At 45.9% G+C, this 23,691-nt stretch carries 21 protein-coding genes and 1 pseudogene; 19 read left to right on the top strand and 3 right to left on the bottom strand.

Annotated elements, in window-relative coordinates:
• The first annotated feature begins 25 nt into the window (after positions 1-25).
• The 3 genes from ABRS97_RS09165 to ABRS97_RS09155 all read left to right on the top strand — a co-directional run bounded on the left by ABRS97_RS09165 (position 26) and on the right by ABRS97_RS09155 (position 1,752).
• Positions 26-370, top strand: coding sequence for a helix-turn-helix domain-containing protein (locus tag ABRS97_RS09165; RefSeq protein ID WP_367813103.1), 345 nt, complete (start codon positions 26-28; stop codon positions 368-370).
• Positions 367-894: an ImmA/IrrE family metallo-endopeptidase gene (locus tag ABRS97_RS09160; RefSeq protein ID WP_367813102.1), complete on the top strand. Its 528-nt coding sequence runs from the start codon at positions 367-369 to the stop codon at positions 892-894. Before ABRS97_RS09165 ends, ABRS97_RS09160 begins: the two co-directional genes overlap by 4 nt.
• Before the next feature lie 429 nt (positions 895-1,323).
• Positions 1,324-1,752, top strand: a complete 429-nt coding sequence (locus tag ABRS97_RS09155) for a hypothetical protein (RefSeq protein ID WP_367813101.1) — start codon at positions 1,324-1,326, stop codon at positions 1,750-1,752.
• A 270-nt stretch (positions 1,753-2,022) separates the two neighbouring features.
• Here ABRS97_RS09155 and ABRS97_RS09150 read toward each other — a convergent pair whose 3' ends face one another.
• Entirely contained in the window at positions 2,023-3,075 is a 1,053-nt protein-coding gene (locus ABRS97_RS09150; RefSeq protein WP_367813100.1) for a hypothetical protein, read from the bottom strand.
• Between the two features lie 449 nt (positions 3,076-3,524).
• Between ABRS97_RS09150 and ABRS97_RS09145 the strand changes: the two genes are divergently transcribed.
• The 7 genes and pseudogenes from ABRS97_RS09145 (at position 3,525) to ABRS97_RS09115 (ending at position 9,425) form a co-directional block, all read left to right on the top strand.
• On the top strand, positions 3,525-4,160 hold the full coding sequence (locus ABRS97_RS09145; RefSeq protein WP_367813098.1) for a zinc metalloprotease: 636 nt from the start codon (positions 3,525-3,527) through the stop codon (positions 4,158-4,160).
• 12 nt (positions 4,161-4,172) lie between these two features.
• Entirely contained in the window at positions 4,173-4,778 is a 606-nt protein-coding gene (locus tag ABRS97_RS09140) for a hypothetical protein (RefSeq protein WP_367813096.1), read from the top strand.
• Between the two features lie 602 nt (positions 4,779-5,380).
• On the top strand, positions 5,381-6,031 hold the full coding sequence (locus ABRS97_RS09135) for a hypothetical protein (protein ID WP_367813094.1): 651 nt from the start codon (positions 5,381-5,383) through the stop codon (positions 6,029-6,031).
• A gap of 231 nt (positions 6,032-6,262) precedes the next feature.
• On the top strand, positions 6,263-6,502 hold the full coding sequence (locus ABRS97_RS09130; RefSeq protein ID WP_367813092.1) for a PDDEXK family nuclease: 240 nt from the start codon (positions 6,263-6,265) through the stop codon (positions 6,500-6,502).
• A gap of 449 nt (positions 6,503-6,951) precedes the next feature.
• Positions 6,952-7,671: pseudogene (locus ABRS97_RS09125) on the top strand (DUF72 domain-containing protein); the annotation flags it as partial.
• Positions 7,672-7,765: 94 nt separating this feature from the next.
• A complete protein-coding gene (locus ABRS97_RS09120) occupies positions 7,766-8,281 on the top strand; it encodes an NADPH-dependent FMN reductase (RefSeq protein ID WP_367813090.1) in 516 nt (171 codons plus the stop codon).
• 136 nt (positions 8,282-8,417) lie between these two features.
• On the top strand, positions 8,418-9,425 hold the full coding sequence (locus tag ABRS97_RS09115; protein WP_483312435.1) for an ABC transporter substrate-binding protein: 1,008 nt from the start codon (positions 8,418-8,420) through the stop codon (positions 9,423-9,425).
• Positions 9,426-9,473: 48 nt separating this feature from the next.
• Here ABRS97_RS09115 and ABRS97_RS09110 read toward each other — a convergent pair whose 3' ends face one another.
• Complete coding sequence (locus ABRS97_RS09110; protein ID WP_367813088.1) at positions 9,474-11,102, bottom strand: copper amine oxidase N-terminal domain-containing protein; 1,629 nt, start codon at positions 11,100-11,102, stop codon at positions 9,474-9,476.
• Positions 11,103-11,534: 432 nt separating this feature from the next.
• Between ABRS97_RS09110 and ABRS97_RS09105 the strand changes: the two genes are divergently transcribed.
• From ABRS97_RS09105 to ABRS97_RS09070, 8 genes are all read left to right on the top strand, one after another.
• Positions 11,535-13,889, top strand: coding sequence for an FdhF/YdeP family oxidoreductase (locus ABRS97_RS09105; protein WP_367813086.1), 2,355 nt, complete (start codon positions 11,535-11,537; stop codon positions 13,887-13,889).
• 5 nt (positions 13,890-13,894) lie between these two features.
• On the top strand, positions 13,895-14,704 hold the full coding sequence (fdhD, locus tag ABRS97_RS09100; protein WP_483312434.1) for a formate dehydrogenase accessory sulfurtransferase FdhD: 810 nt from the start codon (positions 13,895-13,897) through the stop codon (positions 14,702-14,704).
• Between the two features lie 104 nt (positions 14,705-14,808).
• Positions 14,809-17,325 carry a trypsin-like peptidase domain-containing protein gene (locus ABRS97_RS09095; RefSeq protein WP_367813085.1) on the top strand — a complete coding sequence of 839 codons (2,517 nt, stop codon included), beginning with the start codon at positions 14,809-14,811 and terminating at the stop codon, positions 17,323-17,325.
• Between the two features lie 5 nt (positions 17,326-17,330).
• Entirely contained in the window at positions 17,331-17,816 is a 486-nt protein-coding gene (locus ABRS97_RS09090; protein ID WP_367813083.1) for a VanZ family protein, read from the top strand.
• A gap of 79 nt (positions 17,817-17,895) precedes the next feature.
• Positions 17,896-18,150, top strand: a complete 255-nt coding sequence (locus tag ABRS97_RS09085) for a hypothetical protein (protein ID WP_367813081.1) — start codon at positions 17,896-17,898, stop codon at positions 18,148-18,150.
• 412 nt (positions 18,151-18,562) lie between these two features.
• On the top strand, positions 18,563-18,979 hold the full coding sequence (locus tag ABRS97_RS09080) for a BlaI/MecI/CopY family transcriptional regulator (protein ID WP_367813080.1): 417 nt from the start codon (positions 18,563-18,565) through the stop codon (positions 18,977-18,979).
• Positions 18,980-19,816, top strand: a complete 837-nt coding sequence (locus ABRS97_RS09075) for a M56 family metallopeptidase (protein ID WP_367813078.1) — start codon at positions 18,980-18,982, stop codon at positions 19,814-19,816.
• A gap of 67 nt (positions 19,817-19,883) precedes the next feature.
• Entirely contained in the window at positions 19,884-20,423 is a 540-nt protein-coding gene (locus tag ABRS97_RS09070) for a DUF2231 domain-containing protein (protein ID WP_367813076.1), read from the top strand.
• Between the two features lie 835 nt (positions 20,424-21,258).
• Here ABRS97_RS09070 and ABRS97_RS09065 read toward each other — a convergent pair.
• Positions 21,259-21,435 (bottom strand): hypothetical protein, encoded by a 177-nt coding sequence (locus ABRS97_RS09065; RefSeq protein WP_367813074.1) that lies wholly within the window; start codon positions 21,433-21,435, stop codon positions 21,259-21,261.
• A gap of 493 nt (positions 21,436-21,928) precedes the next feature.
• Between ABRS97_RS09065 and ABRS97_RS09060 the strand changes: the two genes are divergently transcribed.
• Positions 21,929-23,674, top strand: a complete 1,746-nt coding sequence (locus tag ABRS97_RS09060; protein ID WP_367813616.1) for an ABC transporter ATP-binding protein — start codon at positions 21,929-21,931, stop codon at positions 23,672-23,674.
• Positions 23,675-23,691 lie beyond the last annotated feature (17 nt).

The following is a 23,691-nucleotide window of genomic DNA, read 5'->3' as shown; positions in this document are numbered from 1 at the left end:
TTATGAAAATGGATGGGGAATAACGATGATAAGAGAAGATGTCATTTATGAGGAAATTGGTAAACGAATTCGAGAAGCAAGAGAAGTTAAAAAGTGGACGCAAGAAGAACTGGGCAAACTTGTTGATTTGACACGTACGTCTATTACAAATATTGAACGAGGAAAACAAAAAATACCTATTGATGGTTTGTATAATTTTGCTGACATACTTGGTGTAAGTGTGTTTTCATTGCTTCCACATGAAAGCGTTTTGCTAAATAATATTGAGCTTCCAGAAAACGAAAGAAAATTAAGTGAAGTTGAACAAGAAGTAATTGATTTTGCAAAGAAAGTTTACGCAAATTTCAAAAGAAATGAGGGAGAAAAATGAGTGTCCGTTCTGCTGAAAAACGTGCTGAACAAATTTTGAGCGAATTTGGAATAGTCTGCCCTCCAATTAATCTGGAAAAAATAGCGAAAGAAATGAAAATTCATATTCAATATGAATCATTTGATGGAGAGCTATCAGGAATACTTATTAGAAACGAAGAATTAGGCGAGTATGTGATTGGTGTTAACAAAGAACATGCTGACACTAGAAAAAGATTCACAATCGCTCATGAAATTGGGCATTTTTTGTTACATGAAGGAAATGAAACCTACATAGATAGGTCAATTAGATATAATTTTAGAGATGCTGATTCCTCACAAGGTACGAATATGGATGAGATGGAAGCTAATGCTTTTGCAGCTACATTATTAATGCCTGAAGAAATGATTGAAGAATATATTGAAAACAATCATGGCTATATTGATTACAATGATGATAAAGAGATAAGAAAAATGGCTGAAACATTTCAAGTAAGTGTACAAGCTTTGATGATAAGACTGGCAAAACTTCGGAAGTTTGATTAATAAAGTAAAAATAATAATTCTTGGAGTAATTAGAAAAGATAACCCCGAAGTATATGCAGAAGATGTTATTCTTCAAGTTGATCACTTATTCAAGTCACTTAAATGTAATTACAAAATCGAAAAGATATCCAATGGAGAGGTCCAAGTAACACTTTTTAATAATAAAAATAAAAGCAAGAATATCTTCTCAAAGAGGATAACTCTTGCTTTTTTTCTTTAATTATAGGAATCATGAAGAAATATGCAGGAAATTGTTATAATATCATAATTAAGTATTTTTAAAGTAGGTGTATTAATGAAAGATCTTACTGTTCCAATAAACCATAAAGAACGCTTAAATTATGTACTTGAATTAGCTTGGAATATATTCATTAGGCGATTATCATTGGGGCGTATTAGGGTTAACAAAGAGTCCTCAATGCAACTGCTGTGTTTACTATTGAGTTGGAACATTCGTATCAAAGTAAAAATATTGATATTGTTTGTTATTATAATGACATTAAAGCTGCTGTTGAATTAAAGTGCTTTAAAAAATCATCTAATCGTGCGACTGATAATGATATGTACGATGTATTGAAGGATATTGAGCGTTTAATGAATTTCGATGATTTTGCAATTAAACGTTTTGTTTGTTTAACGGATAATCCCTATTATGTCCATGTTCAACATTCTGGTCAGGCTGAAAATGTTAGCACTAGACATGGGACTATATATTTTAATGACAATCCTATTGTTCCAGGGTGGATCGGCAGAAGACGAGATACAAGTAGGGACAGAACTTTGAGTTTCAAACAAGATGTTGGGTTTGAGTGGTTTCAAGAGGATAATTGGTATTACTTGAACTTGACGTTGGAGTAAAGTTAATTGTACATGAATACATATAGTTTTGAATGCATTGCCATAACAATAATTGCAACAAAGCAAAGCACCGATAAATATACATGGTAAACCATGTATATTTATCGGTGCTTTATAATTGGAATAGAAGAATTGGTAAATTTGACGTGACTTAATCATTTGCTTTTAAAGATTTAATGTAACCTTCTGCTGTATTCAACAATTCATCTGCTTGCTTCTCAAATTGAGATGCTTTACCCAATTTATCATCCAAAATTGTTTTTGTTTTATCTACTTCAGACTGAGCGGAATCAAGAATTTTTTTATATCTTCTGGATTGTAGTTAGCTGTTGGGCTTCCTGTTGTGTTTTTTGAAACAGCAGTTTTTAAGTTATCCCAACTTTGCTGGATATACTTCGTTCCATCTTCAAGCCCAGATATATATTCATTGAATTCATTTTCTATTGAATTAATAGTATACCTATCTGAACTGATATTGAATCTATCACTGTTCATATTGTATACGTCTGAATTGCCTTGATATAAATCATCATTTGTTAATGGATTTTTTGAAGTATGGGATTTAAGTTTTTGAAAGTTGTCTTGCATACTTTTCCAATGAGTATTATAACTCGTTAAAATATCATCAAATCGTTTAACATTTACACTGTTTTTAATGCTATTGGTAAGCACACCAATATTATTTGCAAGTTTTTGGTTTGCATTCTTAACAGCATTTTGCTCAGTCGATAGTTTATCTGCTTGTGCCTGAGCTTGTAAGGCTTGTGCCTTTTGTATATCAGTACGTTGATTGTCATCAGCTACTTTATTTTGAATGTTAGAAACGGCAGTATTGTAGTCTTCAACTGTAGATGGTTGGAATACAAACGTGTTTAGTTTTCCCTCCTTGTTTGGAATTATTAAAGTCAGATTCTTATCTTTAAGGGTTCCTGTCCACGTGTTACCACCCAAACCGTCTGTCCAAACACTCCCTGTGAAATTTAACGAGATATTTTCTTTGTCTATTACACCTGTAAATGAATGAGTCGAACTGTCATTCTGTTTTTTGTCTTTATTTATTTGGGTGAAAAACATTTGGAGTTGTCCCGATAGCTGTTTATCTGCTTCTGTCCAACGTATAAAAAGCACCTCTGAATTATTAACCAATAAATAGCCCTTCGGTGAATCAGATTTGTTTGCAGTTGGTGTAGGTGTCGGAGTCAGTGTAATATTCGCTGGAGATGTTGTATCTGGAGATTGTAATTGGGTATTTTGTATATTTTGCTTGCTACAACCACTAATTGCAATTGCTATACATAGTGCTAAAATAATCTTGCCTTTCATAAGACACCCCTACCATTTATGGTTTATAGTATGAACGAACTATAATTACCTTTAATACGTAGTTCGACACATGGTGAAATTTTCCTTTTATGGGGTGTGAGAATCTGAGTTTCAGATGGATCGTCAAAAAGGGAATTGAGTCGTTCGATATTTCCTTATCTTAAATATAACTATACTTTACATAATTCCAGCAAAAGTTAGATTTTTTTATACTGTAGATTGTGCAACTAATACAGCCACTTTTATTAAATTAATTGACAGAAATTGTTCTGATTCGGAAACGAAGTTTAAAACTTATTACTTTTATCCCATTTATTTCCACCTATTAATGGGATACAATGGAAAAATCATAGGACTCATATTTTCAAGAGTTTATGATTTGAATAGCTGGCCAGCTTTCAAATTAATAGTTTTTAATTTATTTAAAATTCACAAAGGTGGAGGTAAACATGGAAACACTAAATTTTATTAAAAGAAATAAATTCTTGCTGGTCGCATGTTTTGTTACTTTTATGGTAACATTTGCAGCTACATCTTATGCTACTACTTACTCATACAAATGGTATAATGTAGGCGGCGGATGGATATATTTAGCAGCGAACGGTGATAATTTGAGTAGTGATTATACAGGAAATTCAAATTTCGATGCAGGCATTAACAAATGGTATAGTAGTGGTGGACCTATTTCCATTGGTACCACAAGCTTCTCTAATTCAGATGTTGATTTCTTAACTGTATCCTCAACAACATGGAATAATAATGGATGGGGGAATGGAGAAGCATGGACTCAACCATATTCATCATCTGGTGCTTGTGTATCAACTCCTAATTTTGCGAATCCTGAAACGAAATGTTCTAATGCTACGATTACTTATGCAGCTATTTATACTAACGGTGGGAATGTTTCGACATCTGATTCTCGAAAGAGAGCAGTACTTGCGCATGAAATTGGTCATGCCGTTGGATTAGCACATCAACAATATATTCCTGCTCAAGGAAGTTCTATAATGACTCAAAATCTTGGCGGAGGTTACAATGTATCATCCTACGATATATCAGAGGTAAAAAATAAATATAATTTTTAACGGAGGTAAGCAATGTATAAAATGAAAAAATGGAAGACTGTCATTACAATTATTGCTCTCTCTACAAGTGTAATTGTTGGTTCTACTGTAGGGTTAGCTTATAATAATTCAGGAAAAACACATATTGATAATAACGAAAGTGTAAGTCCTATTACCTCGAGTTTAGAGGAAGAATTTTGGAACGTTGATTTAGTCATTAAAGGAACAGTTATAAGTCAAGAAGATTCTTACAAAAAAGATTCGGGTGTAGCCACAAAGCAAAGTTTTCCATTGGACGTAACACCAGCTACAGTTAAAGTAGATAAGGTCTTGTATGGAAGTATTGATTCTTCTTTACTTACTTATTTACAACATGGAATATCAACAGACAAAGAGGCAAGTAAAAAGTTTGTGAAACAAGGCGAGGAAGTTGTTTTGATATTGACTAAAACAACTGATGGTAAATATTGGTCGTACAATTTTGACGATGGTCAATGGAAAATTAAAGATGGGAAAGTTAATTCAGATGCTACTTCAAATAGATTATTGAAGTATAAGAATTATACATCAGATAAGTTTATTAATGAAATCTCAGAAATAGCCAAAAATAAGAAAAAGAACAAAGAATATAAGCAGTAACTAAAACGGGTACATCAATGGATTTTAGTCCACAGTGTACCCGTTTATATTTGATAGTGCGGAATTTCAGTGTATTCTGTTTAAGAAAAAGTATAAGAAAAGTGAAAAATAGAAAAATATATGAAAATTAAAAGTATAAACTTTGCTAATACCGCTCGTCGGCAATTATCTGATGACCTTATGGCTCTCACTCATTAACCCATCGGCACAGCCGCACCGAAATACTCAATAATATCGCACAAATATAAAAAAGAACAACTGAAAACCACAGAACCTAAAAAAGGAATTCTTAAAGAGTTCTCTCAAAAGGTTAAATCATTCTCAGAGACATAAAAAAATGGCACTTAATTGTTACAAGTATCAGAGGTAATTATGGAACAGATGTCCAATCTCATTTAATAATACGAAATAAAATGAATATAGCATAGAATAAAGACAGTAGATGATATTTTATATCTGTATTTTTTTGGGATAATAACAATAAATTACAAAGAAGGAAGTTACTTTAAAATAAATCAATCTTATTGAAACTTATTATGTCAAGTATCATTACTGGAACAAACTGAATTCAAAGAAGAGAGCAAGGTAGGGGGAGCAAATTAATGAAGAATAGAATGAGAAAGAGAAAAGCGACCCTCGACTTTAAAATTTCCAAATTTGTTGAAATCTCATTAGGCAAGATGGTAAGAGAAGACAATTTACCTTATCCTGTTGTGATATATCCAAATCACTACGGGACGTTCTTTGCCTTTTCCAAAGATGAGAATTCATCTCCTGTTCTTTGTTTTTGCACCAAACCAGCAGTTATCAATTACATAAACCTGATGAAAAGGGTGCCAAGAGAACGTAATGCAGATAAATTAAGAGAAGCAATATTGGATTCTTACTATTTTCCAGATGTCATTGCTGAAAAATCACTTTCTGCTCCTGATAATCCAATTTCGATATTAGAGTTTGTTGATGGATTGTGTCATAGATGTAATTTGCGTACCCCTTCATTGCGTTATTGTCATGAAATGTATGGTGGTCAATTCATTCAGAGTTATGGTTGGTATGTTAATCTGATGTACTTCCATTTGGGAATTATATCAACATCATTCCAGTACTTACCTGATGTTTGCCCTGAAGAATATCAGCAAGATATAAAATCTTTAATTGAAATTGGGGAGATTGCACAAAAAGAAGAACAGAGGCTAATGGCAATTGCATCAGGGGAGAAGCGAGAGGATATTGCTGATGATGAACCGACATAGTGGAGTAATGTCCGATTTGAAGAAGCCGAAGAAATGAAAAGACTGAGGCGATTAGCAAGTCAGACAAGCAGGGCGTTTACCAAAAAAATCGAAAATATTGTACGTCAATAATTTGGCTTTAGAAAAGTGGGTGAAGGTTGGGTATCGGAAACATTGCTTTATCAAATTGTCTGTAATCTTCATCCTAATGAAAAGGTATTACGGCACCACAGACCTGGATGGTTAAATGGATTGGAACTTGATATATTCCTACCCAATAAAAACTTTGCTATTGAGTATCAAGGGCAACAGCATTTTCACCCCATCGATGCTTGGGGTGGTGAGGAAGCCCTTGAAAAGGTTCAAGAGCATGATTCCAGAAAGCTGGATATATGTAATCAAAAAGGAGTTCAATTAATTACTGTGGACTATATGGAGCCACTTACAGAGGAATATATTAATAAAAAAATCTTATCATTTAATACTGTATGAAATCCTAGATTGTTGGGTTCGCATTTTCAATGCTTTCATATGTAATTATATGAAAGCATTGAACTTAGTTTGGTTCATTTACACTGTTGTTTCTGTCGTGAGTAAATTTTTTGCTGTTTGATAACTCGATGAGGAAGTCTATCAGGGGCATTACACGTGGACTTATTTTTAGTGAATAGAATGGACAAGGTAGAGGACTATAGTATCATACCTAAAGGTATGGTAGGAATGACTGTGCCAAAACGCAATTATGTGGAATACCCGCATAGGGGAAACGTGGATAGACAAAACATCAAAAAAACATTTAATGATGCTTTGGTTTGGTGTTCCTTTGGTTGGATACTATGTATTATTCCCAAACGAGGAAATTACTTGATGGGAAAAATATGTGCAATATTGATTGTAAGCAGAATTTTATATTTTCTCAATAAATTACGTACACACAAAATTCCATTCAACCAGAGCGAAATTATTCGAAATGGGTGCAGGAAACACCGGACGGTTTCGGATTTGTCATTAAAGCGTACCAAGGCATGACGGGACACCTGCGGGGAGAGAGTCCTTTTGCCGGTGGTCTGGAGCAAATGTTTCAGGCCTTCATAGGCTCGATCCGCCCCGTGCAGGGAGCGGACAAGCTTAAGGCAGTACTGTTCCAGTACCCACCGTGGTTCGAATGCAGTAAAGCGAATGTCGATGTGCTCCGCTATGCCAAAGCCAAGATGGGGGATATCCCCGTGGCGCTGGAATTTCGCCATCAGAGCTGGTTCACGGAGGAAATGCGGGAGAAAACAGTCACTTTCATGCAGCGAGAGGGATGGATGCACAGCATTTGCGATGAGCCGCAAGCAGGAATTGGCTCCGTGCCGACGGTGCTGCAAACGACGCACCCCGATCTGGCCATTGTACGCTTTCACGGTCGCAACGTGGGCGGTTGGGTGCAGAACAGCGAGACGAATTGGCGCGAGGTACGGTATTTGTACCGCTACAATCGCCAAGAGCTGCTGGAGTGGAGGGATCATCTCCTTAAGCTGCAGGAGCAGGTAAAGGAGATTTGTGTAATCTTCAATAACAATTCAGGCGGCCATGCGGCTGGCAATGCGAAGGAATTGATGGCGCTGCTCGGTTTGGATTATGAGGGACTGGCACCGAGACAACTGGACTTATTTTAAGCTATGCAAAAACAAGGATTGACTCTCACACTAATGTCATCGTTTATGCTGAATGAAACCTATAATAATTTTCACTCAGGAAAGGAAGCGGGACATGAACATTGTAGCGATTTCCGGAAGTCTGCGCACGAATTCTTCGAATACGAATCTCCTGCGGGCAGTTGCCAAGCTGGCATCTTCGGATACCGAAGTGACGCTCTATGAAGGGATCGGGGAGCTGCCTCATTTTAATCCGGATATAGACGGAGATGAGTCGCCAGCAGCGGTGACAGCGTGGCGCCAGCAGCTAAAAGCAGCAGACGGCGTTATCGTTTGCACGCCGGAGTATGCCGGCGGAGTGCCTGGCGTGTTGAAAAACGCGTTGGACTGGCTTGTCTCCTCGGGAGAATTTCTCGACAAGCCGACAGTAATTATTAGTGCTTCGCCTCTGCAGACGGGCGCTGAGCAAGCGCATGCTTCTCTTTATATTACATTAAAGATGATGACAGCCAAGATAACAGGGAGGCTCACCGTCCCCTTGGTGAATAAGAAGATAACCGCAGAGGGGACGATTACGGACACTGCCCTGGAAGAAGAAATTAAGGCATTGTTTATACAAATGGTGCCATAGAACTAACGCTATCAGAGCCTGCCCAATGAACGTGGGGGCTCTTTTTTTATGCAAATGGTTGACAAGAGGGTTCTAAAGGACTAGGATAATGCAAGAGAATGAGAATCATTATCACATCATGAAGGGGATCAAGTTTATGCAAATGAGCAGATTGTATACAAGCCGTTTAGGGGCCAAGCTTCTTATTCTGGCAACAGCGGTGATGCTTCTGGCAGCAGGTTGCGGACAACAGACAGATACCGCAAAGAAGGATATCGCATCCAGCAAGGATACACAGACAGCAACCCCGCAGGCGAGCACAGGGGAATATTCGGTGAAACACGCTATGGGTGAAACGAAGCTCAAGAGCGCTCCAAAGAAGGTCGTTGTATTAACAAATGAGGGCACTGAAGCCGTGCTTGCCTTGGGCATTAAGCCAGTTGGCGCGGTGAAGTCCTTTACCATAGGGGATTGGTACGATCATATCAAAACCGACATGGCAGGCGTTACGGTCGTCGGAGACGAGAACCAGCCGAATATGGAGCTGATCGCGTCCTTGAAGCCTGATCTGATTCTCGGCAATAAAGTTCGTCAGGAAAAAGTGTACGAACAATTGTCGGCTATCGCACCGACGGTATTTTCGGAGAGACTGTCCGGGGATTGGCAGATCAACTTCAAGCTATATGCCGAAGCGCTGAATAAGAAGGCGGAAGGCGATAAGATTATCGGCGATTTCGAGCAGCGGATTACCGCATTCAAACAAAAAGCAGGCGATAAGCTGAATACCAAAGTATCCATCGTTCGCTTCATGCCCGGCAAAGTGCGCATCTATATGAAGGATACGTTTTCTGGCGTGATATTGAAGAAGCTGGGTTTCCAGCGTCCGGATCCACAGAATCAGGATAAGTTCGCGGATGATTTGACGAAGGAACGGATTCCGGATATGAACGGCGATATTATGTTCTACTTTACGTGGGACAATGAGAAAGGCGAGGCCAACAAGATCGAACAAGAATGGACGAATGATCCGCTCTGGAAAAATCTCGATGTGGTGAAAAAAGGCAACACCCATAAAGTGAGCGATGCCGTGTGGAACACAGCAGGCGGTATCAAAGCAGCTAATTTGCTGCTGGATGATCTGGAGACGTACTTCCTGAAGAAATAAGAAAAAATGACCAGAGCGGATAATCGCTTTGGTCATTTTTGTTAAGTGCTAATCGCGTGTAATCGTCACAAGCTGCGTATCGTTGTCGAATTCGACTTTCGCGCCCAGTTTCTCGGCGATAAAACGAATCGGGACATAAGTTGCGCCATGTCTAAGTACAGGAGCACTCTCTAGCTCAACGCTGGTGCCGCCAACTGTGGCGGTTTTACTGCCGACGGTCATGATAATAGTCGTTCCTGTTGATGCATCTTGAACCGTAACCTGCTTTAAGTCCTCATTCCATTTGACCTGGGCGCCCAACCGCTCGGAGAGGAATCTCGCAGAGACCATTGTGACTTGCTCATCGTTGATATATGGCCGAGGCGGACCGTAATCAGCATAAAGATCTCCATCTCCATTGCTGTCATCCTGGCCTTCGACGATGAAATGGATTTCTTTCCGGGTAACTTTCAAATCATCTTTCAAAAGCTTGTAGAACTGCGAGTTTTTATCGAAGTTGTTGAGGAACGTAGTGCTATCAAATGTAGGATCTACGCTCAGCACCCCGCCAGAAATATCAATGGTATCCGCAGTAACCGGTTTGTTGATGTTCCAGTACTCGAAGGCAGCCGTCAACTTGAAGGCAGCTATGCCGGAATCGGAATTGCTGATAGGGAGCTCTAGCTGGTACTTCGTTTTGCGGACCTGTTTATCCTGATCGATGTACAAGTCTGCGACAAGTGAGGTTTTTTTGCTCAGTACAGCTTGCAGTTGTTCACTGTTAGATGACGAGAGGGTGTCTTTTGCAACCGTATCGAACTGATCGACAGCTTTTTTCAGAAAGATTTGAATGGTCGTATAGGCGAATTCTACACACAAGGTTTTATTATCCATATAGGCCATCGCCATTTCAGACGGGTCGAAAGATGACTTCAGCTTCGGAGATTTCTCGCCGACCGCGGATTGTAAAGTTTGAACCTGTTCTTTAATTATCGGCATAACAACATCATACAACTGGCTGAGCAGTTCTTTCAGCCCTTTTTCATCAGCAAGAACGCTGGTCAGAAATTGCTTGAGGAGGCCGGTAAGCTCAGTCCCGTCTATTTCAGCGTGAACCTTTTGCAGATTTAATGTTTCGTTATACACTTGCTCAGTGACGCTCGATACGGATATTTTGTTAGGATTCGGTGCATTGTTTATGAAAAATTTAAGAAGTGCCGGCTGTAATTGTTCGGAGCTTTTCATTAATTTTTCCTGGATTTCCTGGGATAACGGGCTGGCGGCTCCGCTTCCGGCTAATGCTTTGAGATCAAAGACGATCGGTTTCTTTCCACCAGCGATGGAAATGGTGTATTTCATATCGTCGAGGACGATTTGGAAGGGAACCTTTCCTTTCAAATACTCAAACTCGCCGTTAACCGAGACATGCCGTTTGTCCTGCATTTTGGCATCATTGATGGTGATTTTGGTGTTTTTCAGCGCTTGCAGCAGCGCTTTTTGTTCGGGAGCCAGTTGGTCGGTATCGCCAGGGGTTAGCTCCAGCTCAAATGAGCCTCTGGACTCGAGTGATTTGGCAGTCGAACTATTTTGCAAAGCTTGCCCAATTTCGAGGCCTTGAACAGCCTGACATCCCGTCAGGGCGAAGAGCAGTAAGATAAGTGCGGTGGCGGTCCACCATTGCAAGCGTTTTTTCGGCATTACGTTAGATCTCTCCTTTAGTAGTTTTATAGAATCTATGAACGCGTATGCTATATTATACATGAAATGCAAAAGATGGGGATTAAGAATTAACAAATTATTGGGTAAATCACCGTATCATTAGTTGCTGGGCATACGCTTTCTTGCTAAGATGAAAACAGATCATGAAAAAGGCGGATGGCCGATGAATCGAATCGAGGCCGAATGAAATGTGTCCTATTTTTCATAAGTATGGTGCTGTTGGCACTTGGTAGCGAACCTGCCGGAGACTAACCACTGCGAGACGAGTCAACTGGATTCCTTGGAAAAAAAGGAGCGGAAGGCCTGTTTTGCGGTGGTTTTTTGCTTGAAAAACGGTGAAATGCGCAGCAGTTCGAGTGAAAGGCATATCTAGAATGAGGCGATTCCGAAAAAGCAAAGGAGCTGGTTGCAATGGGGAAAACGAAACATAATGGACCTGTCAAACTGCCTGCCAAGCCGGATCCGAAGCTGTGGGTGAGCAAGGTACCCTTCGGTCTGGGCAAGATCAAGCCGCACCATATCCGGGAAACGGCCAAGATTGCCTGGCAAAATCGCGATAATCTGCCTTATGCGTACCGCATTCTGACGCAGGGTGTCTGCGATGGCTGCGCGCTTGGCGTGTCGGGGCTGTACGATCAGACGCTGGCGGGGCCGCATTTGTGTACGACGCGGCTGAACGTGCTGCGGCTGAATACGATGCCCGCGATCCGCGAGGAGCTGCTGCACGCGGATATCGACGAGCTGCGCCGCATGAACAGCACCGAGCTTAGAGCGCTCGGGCGCATTCCGTATCCGCTCATCCGCAGGCAGGGAGAGCGTCGATTCAGCCGCGCTTCCTGGGAGGAGGCGCTGGACCTGGTTGCCGCGAAGATTCGGGCGGTTGACCCGAAGCAGATGGCTTTTTATTTGACGGCGCGCGGCATTACCAACGAGTCGTATTACGTGGCGGCGAAGGTGGCAAGGCTGCTCGGCACGAGCAACATCGATAACGCTTCGCGCATCTGCCACTCGCCGTCGAAGACGGCGTTGAAACGGTCGGTCGGCGTAGGTGCATCGACTTGCAATTACAAGGACTGGATTGGCACGGATGTCCTTGTGTTCTGGGGCAGTGTGGCTGCGAACAACCAACCGGTCTCGACGAAGTATATGTATGCTGCCAAGCGCAAAGGGACGAAAATCCTTGTCATTAATCCGTACTACGAACCGTCGATGGAGCAGTACTGGATTCCTTCGATCGCCGAATCGGCCTTATTCGGCACGAAGCTAGCCGACGATGTGTATCAAGTGAACATCGGCGGCGATATCGGCTTCATGAACGGCGTCATGAAGGTTTGGTTTGAGATGGAGGCGCGCGAGCCAGGCTCCGCCATCGACCACGCGTTCGTGCAGGCGCACACGAACGGCTTCGCGGAGCTGCGCGCGCACGTGGCGCAGCAGGACTGGACGACGCTAGAGCAGTCGTCCGGCATGACCCGCGAACGCATACGCGAGTTCGCGGAGCTGCTGGCGCGTGCCAAGAGCGCGGTCTTCGTGTGGAGCATGGGGCTCACACAGCACCGCTTTGGCACGGACAACATTTCGCAGGTGGCGAATCTCGCCCTCCTGCGTGGCTTTCTCGGCCGCGAGCATTGCGGGCTGATGCCCATCCGCGGCCACAGCGGCGTGCAGGGCTCCGGCGAGATGGGCGCCGATCCCTTCAGCCTGCCCGGCGGCGAGTTCAGCTCCGCCGCCGACCGCAAGCGCATCGAGCAGCTCTGGGGCTTCGAGCTGCCGGACTGGCAGGGTGACATCGTCGGCGTCACCCTCGAGAATGCGCTCCTGCCGGAGGAGCAGGAGCGCAAGCTCCGGATGTTCTACACATCCGGCGGCAATTTCTTAGAGACGATGCCGGATCCTGAGTTTGTCCGGCAGGCGCTTGCAAGCGTCGATGTCCGTGTCCACCAGGACATCATCCTGAACAGCTCCACGCTCGTTGACGCGCGGGAGGCCGTGGTGGTGCTGCCCGCGATGACGCGCTACGAGCAGCCCGGAGGCGGAACGTCCACCTCGACGGAGCGGATGGTGTACTTCTCGCCGGAGATCGCCGGCCCGCGCATCGGCGAGGCCCGCGCGGAGTGGGCGATCTATGTTGATCTTGCCCGCCGCGTGAAACCCGAAGCCGCGGCACTGCTCGGCTGCGGAAGCGCAGAGGCGATCCGCGCGGAGATCGCGGTTGCCGCGCCGGGCTATGACGGCGTCCAGCACCTGCGGGAGCGCGGAGACGTGTTCCAGTGGGGCGGCGCGTGGCTGTGCGAGGACGGCATGTGTCCGACGCCGGACGGCCGCGGCGCGCTGCTGCCGATTGAGCTGCCGGAGCTGCGCCGGCCGGAAGGGCATTTCGCGGTGACGACGCGCCGCGGCAAGCAGTTCAATTCCATGATCTACAGCGATGTCGATCCGTTCAATAACGCGGATCGCTATGATGTTTTTATCCATGAGGACGATGCGAAGGCGCTGGCATTGGCAGAAGGAGAGGCCATCGTTGTTTATAATAGCTACGGTCGCATGCATGGCAGGGTGAAGCAGGCAGCCGTGAAGGCCGGGAACATTGAAGTGCACTGGCCCGAGGGCAACAGCTTGATTCCAAAAGGCGTGTATGAACCACATGCCGGAATTCCGGAATATAACACGGCGGTCATTGTGGAGAAAGCAGAGACCTACCATGCGCACAAAGATACGCGTTATGTCGAGAAGCGAATTCAAGAGCTGGAAACCGAGGTGGAGTGAAGCGGATGGCTGAAGAGGAACACGGTTTTGAAACGGGGCGTGCGACCACAACGTGGAACATTCGCCGCTATAATGGCACGGACATGCTTGAGCAGGAGGACACGATCGCTACAGAAGCTCCCCTTACCATTAAAATTGCCGGAGATGAATTCGCGACTTTAGTCTGCACCCCCACAGATGTGGTTGACTTAGTCACGGGTTTCCTGGCTTCGGAGGGAATCATCCGATTCGTGAATCAGATCGAGACGCTTTCTTGGGAAGCGGATCGCGGCTTTGCGTATGTGAAGCTGCGCCATCTGCATCAGCTTAATCAAGCGATGGTGTCGAAGCGGTTCATTGGGTCCTGCTGCGGGAAAAGCCGCCAGTTTTATTTTCATAATGACGCCCAAACGGCCAAAACGGTTCGAACACCGCTGTGCATGACGACTGCGCAGATCTTTCATTTAATGGAAGGCATGCAGGAGCAGTCGGCGGATTTCCGGGCCACCGGGGGCTTGCACAATGCAGCTTTGTGCACAGCGGATAAGCTGCTGCTGACAAGGTCGGATATCGGACGGCATAATGCGTTGGACAAAATCTATGGACATATGCTGCGGCACCGCGTCCCCGCCCGCGATAAGCTCATTGCGTTCAGCGGGCGGGTGTCCTCTGAAGTGGCGCTGAAAGCCGCCAAAATCGGCGTAGGCATCCTGCTGTCGAAATCCGCGCCTACCGATCTGGCGCTGCGGCTGGCGCATGATTTGGGGATTACGATTGTTGGTTTTATCCGCAGAGACCAGCTTACTGTTTACACACATCCGGGGCGGGTGACGTAAGGGGCTAGAGGGCCTATTTTTATGGAAAAAGTTGTATTATTCTTCGTTCTTCATTATGCTAGATTCTAGCTACTGCTAACATTTGCCAAGAGAGGAAGACTAGAATGGGGAAATGGAATAGATTTACGAAGAAGGGGATCGCCGCGGTAATCGCCGGTTTCTTGGTACTGTCCGTAGCGGGCTTACAGCCAGCTTACGCTGCCGAGGTCAATACTGAGGTTCCCAAAGTGATAGAGAAGACATCGCCGTCCGTTGTGGCTATTATCGGTAAGCCAACGCAGACGTCGAACAAAACACTAGAGAAAAACCGCTTCAATCTCGCACACGGCACCGGTGTCATCGTAGAATCGGGCGGTGTCATCGTGACGAATGCCCATGTGGTCAAAGATATGAAAAATATCGTTGTCGTCACCTCAGACGGCACTACCTATAATGGCCACGCCACGAACATCGACGAAGAGAGCGATCTCGCTTTGGTTAAAATCAATGCAACCGGCTTATCGCCAGCGAAGTTCGCAGCTTCCTCCGATATTAAGGTAGGGGAAACCGTGGCGGCGATTGGCACACCGATTTCCTTCGCTTTGCGAAATTCAGTAACGGTGGGTATCGTCAGCGGACTGGACCGTTCAGTCAACTCACAGTATCAGCTCATTCAGACGGATGCGGCCATTAATCCGGGTAACAGCGGCGGCGCGCTGATTAACATGAATGGCGAAGTGATCGGGATCAATACGATGAAATATGCCGATATCGGTGTTGAAAACCTTGGCTTTGCCATCCCCGTGGATACGGTGAAGTATGTCTTGAAGCATTTCCAACTGTACGGGAAAGTGAAGCGCCCTTATATGGGGCTGGAGCTGGAAGAAAGCTGGGAAGCCGTTGTAGGGCTGCCAAGCTCAACAGGCTTGCGCGTCGCTTATGTCGATCCGGATTCCCCGGCTGCCAGTGCGGGCATTAAGCAGGATGATTTCATCACTTCGATCGGCAACGGCAGCGTAAAAACAATGGTGGACTACAACGAGACGCTTAAAAAATATTTGCCGGGCGATTCGGTTAGCTTGACGATTCAATCGGGAAGTTCCTCCGTGACGAAATCGATTACGCTTGGAGAAGTGCAAAGCCAGGAGACGAAGTGGGCGCAAGAAGCGGATGGCGCCAGTTTGGATGCAGACCGCGGTAAAACCAAAATCGGCGACAGCCATCTCGGGTGGTCGATGAAATATCCGGCAGGCCTGATCAAGAATCATCAATCCGAGGAAGGCGACGCCGTCAGCTTCGTTGATGCGAAGGGCGAGTTTTCCTTGTCGCTTAATGTGGAAAGCCACCAGAGTGACAAATTGTCTCCGTCAGCGCTGCTGGACCGGTTGGCGAGTGAGAATGACGACGATTACGATTACGACAGCGTGCCGTTTACGATTCTGGAGCGTCAGTATGTGAAGCGCGAAGGGGTTTCCTATGCGAAGGTTGTCGGTCGCTCCGGGGAGAAGGGCTACGTTCAAACCCGCGGGTATTTGCACAATGGCAGCCTGTACACGCTGCAACTCTTTGTGAGCAAAGAGCACTACAATAATGATTTTAAACAAAACAGCTATAACGATTTGCTGGACAGCTTTCAGCCTTCTTTTGACCGAAAAGATGAGTCTCTGAAAGATATTTCGGTATTTTCCGATGGCAATACGACGTATACGAACGAGTACGGCTTAACCTTCAATCTGCCGGCCAATTGGCAGCAGGAAGGGTATTCGGGCGGCTCCTCCTTCTACAGCGACGATTATGCGCAGGCTTTGCATGTAAAAGTGACATCCGCTTCCTCTGGCGATACGCTTAAGTCTTGGGAAGAGCGTCAACGCAAACAATTTGAAGAAGTTTATGTCGCGAAGTACCGCAGTATCAAAGAGCCTGAGGAGCTGACCATCGCTGGGGTGCCTGCTTTGAAAGTCGCTTACGCAAGTTCACTTGGCAGCCAGTGGACGGCGGGGTATTCCCTCTTTTTCATCAAGGATAAGTACAAATACGAGGTAGAGCTTACGTATCCGAAGGAGACAGATCAAGAGGATGTGAAGAGCCTTTTGGAAGGGTTGACTGCATCCTTGAAGGTAGATAAAGACAGCATGGACCGCGAGCTCGGCTTCATTCAAGATCTGGATGAGCTGAGGGATCCGAACCGGGCAGTTCCTTACCTGAATGAGAAGTACAAATATACGCTGCAAGTTCCTGAGAATTGGTCCAGCAGCAAGGCGTATGGCGGCAAAGATCCGGCGAGCAAGACATTCCTCTTCACAGGGGGGCAATTGGCCATCCAAGCGGATCTGAAATCCACCTTCGAGGATCTGGTGAAAGCGGAAGACGCGGCTCAGAAGAAGAGTTATGAAAAAGATAACGAATATAAGTACACGGATTCCGATGTGACGCTGTTTGATGATGTGAATGCGAAGAAATATGTCGTTCATTATACGAGCTACAAAATACCGTATCAGGAGACAATCTACCTGTTCCAGAAAAATAATATCGCCTACACCGTCACACTTCGGATTGATGAGGCCGTTCAAACCGAAGCCAATGAGGCGCGCTTGAATCAAGCTTTCGAATCCATGAAATTTGTGGATGGCGGGAAAAAATAAGCCCAGTGGAACGAATCGTAGTTTCTTGGGCGAACGCGCTTCTGAACAGCAGAAGGCTGCGGTGGATCATGTGGCTGCTGTTCGCAAGCTATACCAGTTGTTTGCTGTACTGGATGTTTCTTGGGTTCGGGCGAGGGATTCATCGAGCGGATTCGTTCATGTATAATGTGATTCCACTGCGAACGATTGGTCACTACTTGTTCCATATGCATGCTTTTTCATGGCGTACCTGGGTTATCAATATGTTTGGCAACATTGGTGTTTTTATGCCCTATGGGGTATGTTTGCCCTTCTTATTCCGCCGCGCCACTGCTTACGGGACGTTCATCCTGATGTTCGGCTGCCCGCTGGTCGCCTTGGAAATTTTGCAGATGCTGCTTCACGTAGGGACTTTCGATGTGGACGACATTTTGCTCAATGGACTTGGAGCCAGTGTGGCATATGCCCTTTTCATGGCTGTCAAAAGAAAAATTGTCGCGGCGATCTCGTAAGCTCTTGCATAAAATTGATGGAATTTCCTCACCATAGCCGTTGTAACGAAATTAAGCAATGGCAGGAGGTTATCTACGCATGACGATTAAGGATTCCAGTCTACAGACGCAAAACCCGCTTTCCTCGGCGCAAAATTCAATAGGCAATGTGCATTTCGCGGTGTCTCATGCATTGTCGCATCCGACGGATCAAACGATTCATGAAGCGCAGAATGCCATTCTGCAGGCAGAGCGGGCAATTGCGCAGGCACAGTCTCATTCCGATGAACCGGCCGTGCAGCAAGCCAGGCAAGAGCTGGACGAAGAGAAGTCGAGACTGCAAGGTCTCCATTAAAAAGAGCAGCCCCTGTCCGTTAAAGGACGAGGGCTGTTTTTTAGATAAGCATGCATATGTTTTGCGGGAAAGGTTGAAGCGAATTGGCATGCTGAAGCGGTTCATCGACCTTGGGTGTTCTTTGAAGGATGTTATTTCCGCGTGTGCGAAGGGAACTACGATGCCTTATGGCTTGCCTTTTTGGCTGCAATTGTCATTTCGCGGAACTACAGTGCTCTATGCATTGAAAATCATGGTTTATTTGCTGGCAATGACCTCCATAACGCACGGTAGTTCCGCGAACTCGGTTAAAAACGCGCAATTTGAGAAAATAACGCACCGTAGTTCCGTCGTAAAAGCGGGAGAATGGGAAGACAGCCTTGACGGAGTATTCCCATTTCTACTACAATGTGTAGTGTAGGGAGTGTTCACGATGAAAATGCAAAATTTCAAGTTTCAAAGCAGCGGGCTTGGCCGCTTTTTTGGACCGCTCGAAGCCAGAATCATGGAGGTTTTATGGAGCGCTGAGTCGGAAATTACGATCAAGGATGTGCACCATAAGCTCGATCAGGAGAAGGCAATGTCCTTCAACACGGTCATGACGGTGATGAACCGGCTCGTGGAGAAAGGGATTCTTCAGAAAAGATCCCACATTCGCTCCTTTGTCTACCGCCCTGTGATGACGCGGGAGGCCTTCATGGAGGCGCAGTCCAAGGAATTGACGTTCGACCTCATTGAAGAGTTTGGCTCCCAAGCCGTTGTGCATCTGGTTGACGCTTTGGATCAGGTGGATCCTGAACTCTTGGATCGCTTGGAGCAGAAAATCAAAGAACTGAAAAAGGACAGATAAATGATGTGGGAAACTCGGTCCAAATGGATGCTTTACGCTTCTCTTGCAACGGCAGGCTTCATTTTGCTTCAAATGACCTTCTTCTCTTTACACTTGCTGTTCGGCATTCGTATTTCATTTAATGTGTTCAAGGTATGCTTTGAGCTGTTTCGCGTGCTGCGGACTCCTTGGGTATGCGATATTTTCCATATGCTTGTTCTCTATACGTTCACTGCATGTTTCTGGGTCATTGGCAGACAGACGATCGTTTCGATCCGATCCAACAAGCGGCTCCTTGCCTGCCAGGATGAACAGCTGACCCAGACGTTCACCAACCAATTTCAATTACGTCAACATGAACTTACCGTCATTCATCATACGGCGCCGGTTGCTCTTACGCTCGGCGTCATTAAACCGCGAATCGTTGTCTCTACAGCGCTCCTGCGAATGCTCGACCCCAAGGAACTGGAAGCCGTCATCGAGCATGAGAGGTTCCATCTGCATCACCGCGATCCGCTGGCGATTTTCTTATTGGGGATGCTCTCGGTCTCGATGTGGTATGTCCCTTTATTCAGGTGGGTGCTGGAGAAATACAAAATTATTATCGAGATTATGGCCGATCAATTCGCCGTCTCTACTCTGTGTAATAGAGCGGATTTGGGCAGCGCCCTGCTGAAAATGCTGAAGCGGGGACAAGCGCCCCACCCTTTAGTTTCTTACGCTTCATTCGCTGAAACCTCAATTAACTTGCGGATCATGCACATCTTGGAGCCGCAAACGCAGCTTTCGCTAAAAATGCCGATTATCCGCACGATGATATCCATAGTGGCTCTATTGATTCTGGTGACCTTCACCTGAATCTCTTTTTCGGAAATTAAACTACACTTTGTAGTTTAATATAAAAAAGATGATGAGGAGAGAAATAATGGACTACATGATCAAGAACGCGCACTTTATTTTTACGCATTTTCCAATTGCTCTACTAATCTTCAGTTTGGTTTTTGATTTGCTTGCGCTTATTGCCAAGAAGCGGGAATGGCATGCAGCTGGTTTGCTCAGCCTGATAGTAGGGACGCTTGGCGCTATCGCATCGGTCATCACAGGACCGGAACAATCCCGCAACCCGCTCGTGCAGACGCATGCGCTTTACGCTTTTCTAACAATGTACGCGGCAATTGTGTTAACAATCGTTAGACTCGGGCTTCTGATTTGGAAAAAGAAAGAGATCGGCCGCAATCCGATCTACTTGATAGGGGCGCTTGTCGCTGTGATTCTGGTTTCCTATACGGGACATGTGGGCGGCAAAATGGTGCATAGGCCGATGAATGGCGGCCCTATGATGCAGAACGGCGGATCAGGTCAAGGCGGTCCAGGCCAAGGAGGCCCGGGTCAGAGTGGGGCTCGCCAGGGCGGATCAGACGTGCAAAAGCCGCAGGATGCGCAGGCTAGTCCCGCAGCGAAATAAGCAAGGTCAAACAGATGCAAGCCCAAAACCCTTAAGTTTGAAGGGGGTTGGGCTTTTTTCTGCATATATGAATGCTTAAGTTCTTTACAGAACTTAAGCATTAGGGTTACCCGTTCTAACGGAGAAAGCATATGTCGTCAGGTGTGTGTGTGATGAGCTCGCAGAGCGGAGAGATTCCGCACGTATCGTGCGGTATGAGCACATGACAGGATGGACGTAGACGATCCGGGAGTGCATCAGCGGTTTGTAGTATTGAAATTCCGCCTCGATCTGCGATAGATCGTGTTTTTGCACGGGTGAGCGGAACGTAGATGCTCTAAGAGGCGGTATTTTCGGTTGTAGGGACATTTCGCGGAACTACCGTGCGTTATGAGTGGGAAATGCTGGGTTATAGTGGGGTTTCAGGCACATTTTCGCTCATTTAACGCACCCTAGTTCCTCTTCCGGGGTAGAAAAGGGACGTTATCGTGGAATAAGGCTTTGTAGTTCCGTCGATATCGCTATGCTTGGGGCATGGACGGTCCGGCGGTGCCTCCTCTGTTTTTTTACGAAGCTTGCGGAGGGGAAATGTATCTGGAATCTTACAGGGGTGTTCATGCATAGGAATACCGGATGGAAGACAGGTCAGGAAAAGAGAAGAAGGCAGCACAAAGTAGAACACAAAAGGGAATGGGTGTGGGGTGGAAAAGCGATAGCGGTTGGAATCCCACACCCAATCCACGCCCAATTCCCTCCCCATGCCTGGACGCATGGGTTCAGACAAGGACCTGAGGTACGGCCTCTACGCAAATAGGAGGCGCCTGGGTTTATTCCGCCAAGATTGGCGATACGACGCTTAGTCCCGTTTTGCAAGTTCCAGCTCCTCTAAGGAGTAACGGTGATCCCACAGAAATTCCATATCATAATTCGTCGAATCCCGGCTGATAAATCGGGCAATAGCCATAAGTGTGCCGCCCATAATGACGGCGAAAATGAGGATCCAGCCCAGCAAAGCGAACACCTGATCAACCATGTGAATCCTTCCCTTCTGTATAACCCTTTACTCCAACATATGCCGAATAATTATGAAACATGTGTGACATTCGAGGGGGAAGATGACAGTTGATTATAGGTATTCTCTCCGGTTGACACTTCAAGGGGAGGGGTGTTAAGATCACTTTTGTAAAGAGAAATAGACAACTTTTGGAAAAGGAGGGATTACTGATGAATGTGATTAGGATGGATCGGGGCGCTCATCATGGATTTAGCGGCATCAACCAACCAATTTCATATTCAGTAACCCGTCCGACAGCTGACATGCGTTGATTGTATCTAACAAGGCTGCTGCGGCATCCTCAAATACGCTTATCCGAAAGCGCGGGTTACGAAGAAAGTTCGTAACGTGCGCTTTTATGTTTCATAGAAGGCATATCGCTGCGTGCGGTGTGCCTTTTTGCGTGAACAGAGATGCTGAGATTACAGGCTATGCGGGCAATTCGGGCAATTTGAGAGGAGTGACGATAGATATGTTTACGGTATTAAAAAAATTAAGCTGGTTCTTCCGAATGAATTGGCAACGGTATACGTTAGCCGTCGGATTATTGATTTTCGTCGGTTTCATTGATGTAATTCCGCCGAAGCTGATCGGCTACGCGATTGACGGTATACACACAGGGACGTTAACAGGCGTGAAGCTGTTCCAGCTGCTGGCTTTTTGGGGCGCACTCATCGTTGTGGGCTATGTGCTATCCTATGTCTGGCTGTACCAGCTGTTTGGCGGTGCTTTTGTGCTGGAGCGCATATTGCGGTCCAAATTAATGAGACATCTGCTGCGTATGACGCCGACCTTCTATGAGCGTAATCGTACAGGAGATCTTATGGCGAGAGCGACGAACGATTTGCAGGCGGTAGCTACGACCGCAGGCTTCGGTATTTTAACCTTCATTGATTCCACGCTGTTCATGATGACGATTCTCGCAATGATGGGTTTTCTCATCAGTTGGAAGCTGACGCTTGCCTCGATTTTGCCGTTGCCGATTATGGCGGTTGCCATAACAATGTACGGCGGTCGCATCCATGAGCGGTTTATGCGTGCTCAGGACGCTTTCGGAGCGATGAACGACAGAGTGCTTGAGACGATTGCGGGTGTTCGGGTTGTCCGCGCTTTCGTCCAAGAGAAAGCGAGTCAAGAAAGCTTCAAAACGATGACGGACGATGTGTACCGCAAAAATATTGCCGTCGCACAGATCGACGCTCTATTTGAGCCAACGGTCAAAATCCTTGTCGGCCTCTCCTATTTAATCGGGCTCTGCTATGGCGGCTACATGGTGTTCCGCAGTGAATTAACGTTGGGCGAATTAGTATCCTTCAATACGTTCCTCGGCATGTTGATCTGGCCGATGTTCGCGATCGGCGAGCTGATGAACATTATGCAGCGCGGGAATGCCTCACTGGATCGTGTGAATGAGACGCTCGGCTACAAGCCTGACGTCAAGGATGCGCCTGACGCGACAACACTCCTGCTGCCGAATTCTATAGCTTTCAAAGGAGTTACATTCCGTTATCCGTCGTCTTCGATCGATAACCTGGTGAACATCAGCTTTGACCTGCAGCGCGGTCAAACGCTCGGGATTGTAGGCAGAACGGGAAGCGGCAAAACGACGCTGCTCAAGCAGCTCCTTAGAGAATATCCGCTCGGGCAGGGGACGATTGCTGTATCAGGTACCCCTGTTGAGCAGTTAACGGTCGATACGCTGCATGGCTGGATTGGCTATGTGCCGCAGCAGCCGATCCTTTTCTCCAAAACCGTACAAGAAAACATCATGTTCGGCCGCGATGAAGGAACGGATGCGGAACTTAACCAAGCGCTGGAGCTGGCGGCATTCCGCAAGGACGTGGAGTTCCTGCCGGATGGCTTGCAAACGCTGGTTGGCGAGAAGGGCGTAGCCCTGTCCGGAGGGCAGAAGCAGCGCGTATCGATTGCGCGCGCCCTTTATGTGGACCCGGAAATTCTGATGCTGGATGACGCGCTTTCTGCGGTTGATGCCAAGACGGAAGCGGAGATCATTCGCGGCATACGAACCGAGCGCGCCGGCAAGACGACGCTGATTACAACGCACCGCCTCTCTGCCGTCCAGCACGCAGATTGGATCCTTGTGCTCGATGAAGGCTATATCGTGGAAGAAGGCACGCATGAGCAGCTTTTGGCGCTTGGCGGTTGGTATAAGGAACAGTACGACCGGCAACAGCTGGAAGAGCAAATTGAGGCGTAGAAGGATAGCGTTCTAAA

This window comes from Paenibacillus tabacirhizosphaerae, assembly GCF_040812395.1.
Lineage (GTDB): Bacteria > Bacillota > Bacilli > Paenibacillales > NBRC-103111 > Paenibacillus_E.
The sequence above is the reverse complement of the archived record's forward strand: the minus strand, read 5'-3'. Positions and strand labels throughout refer to the sequence as shown.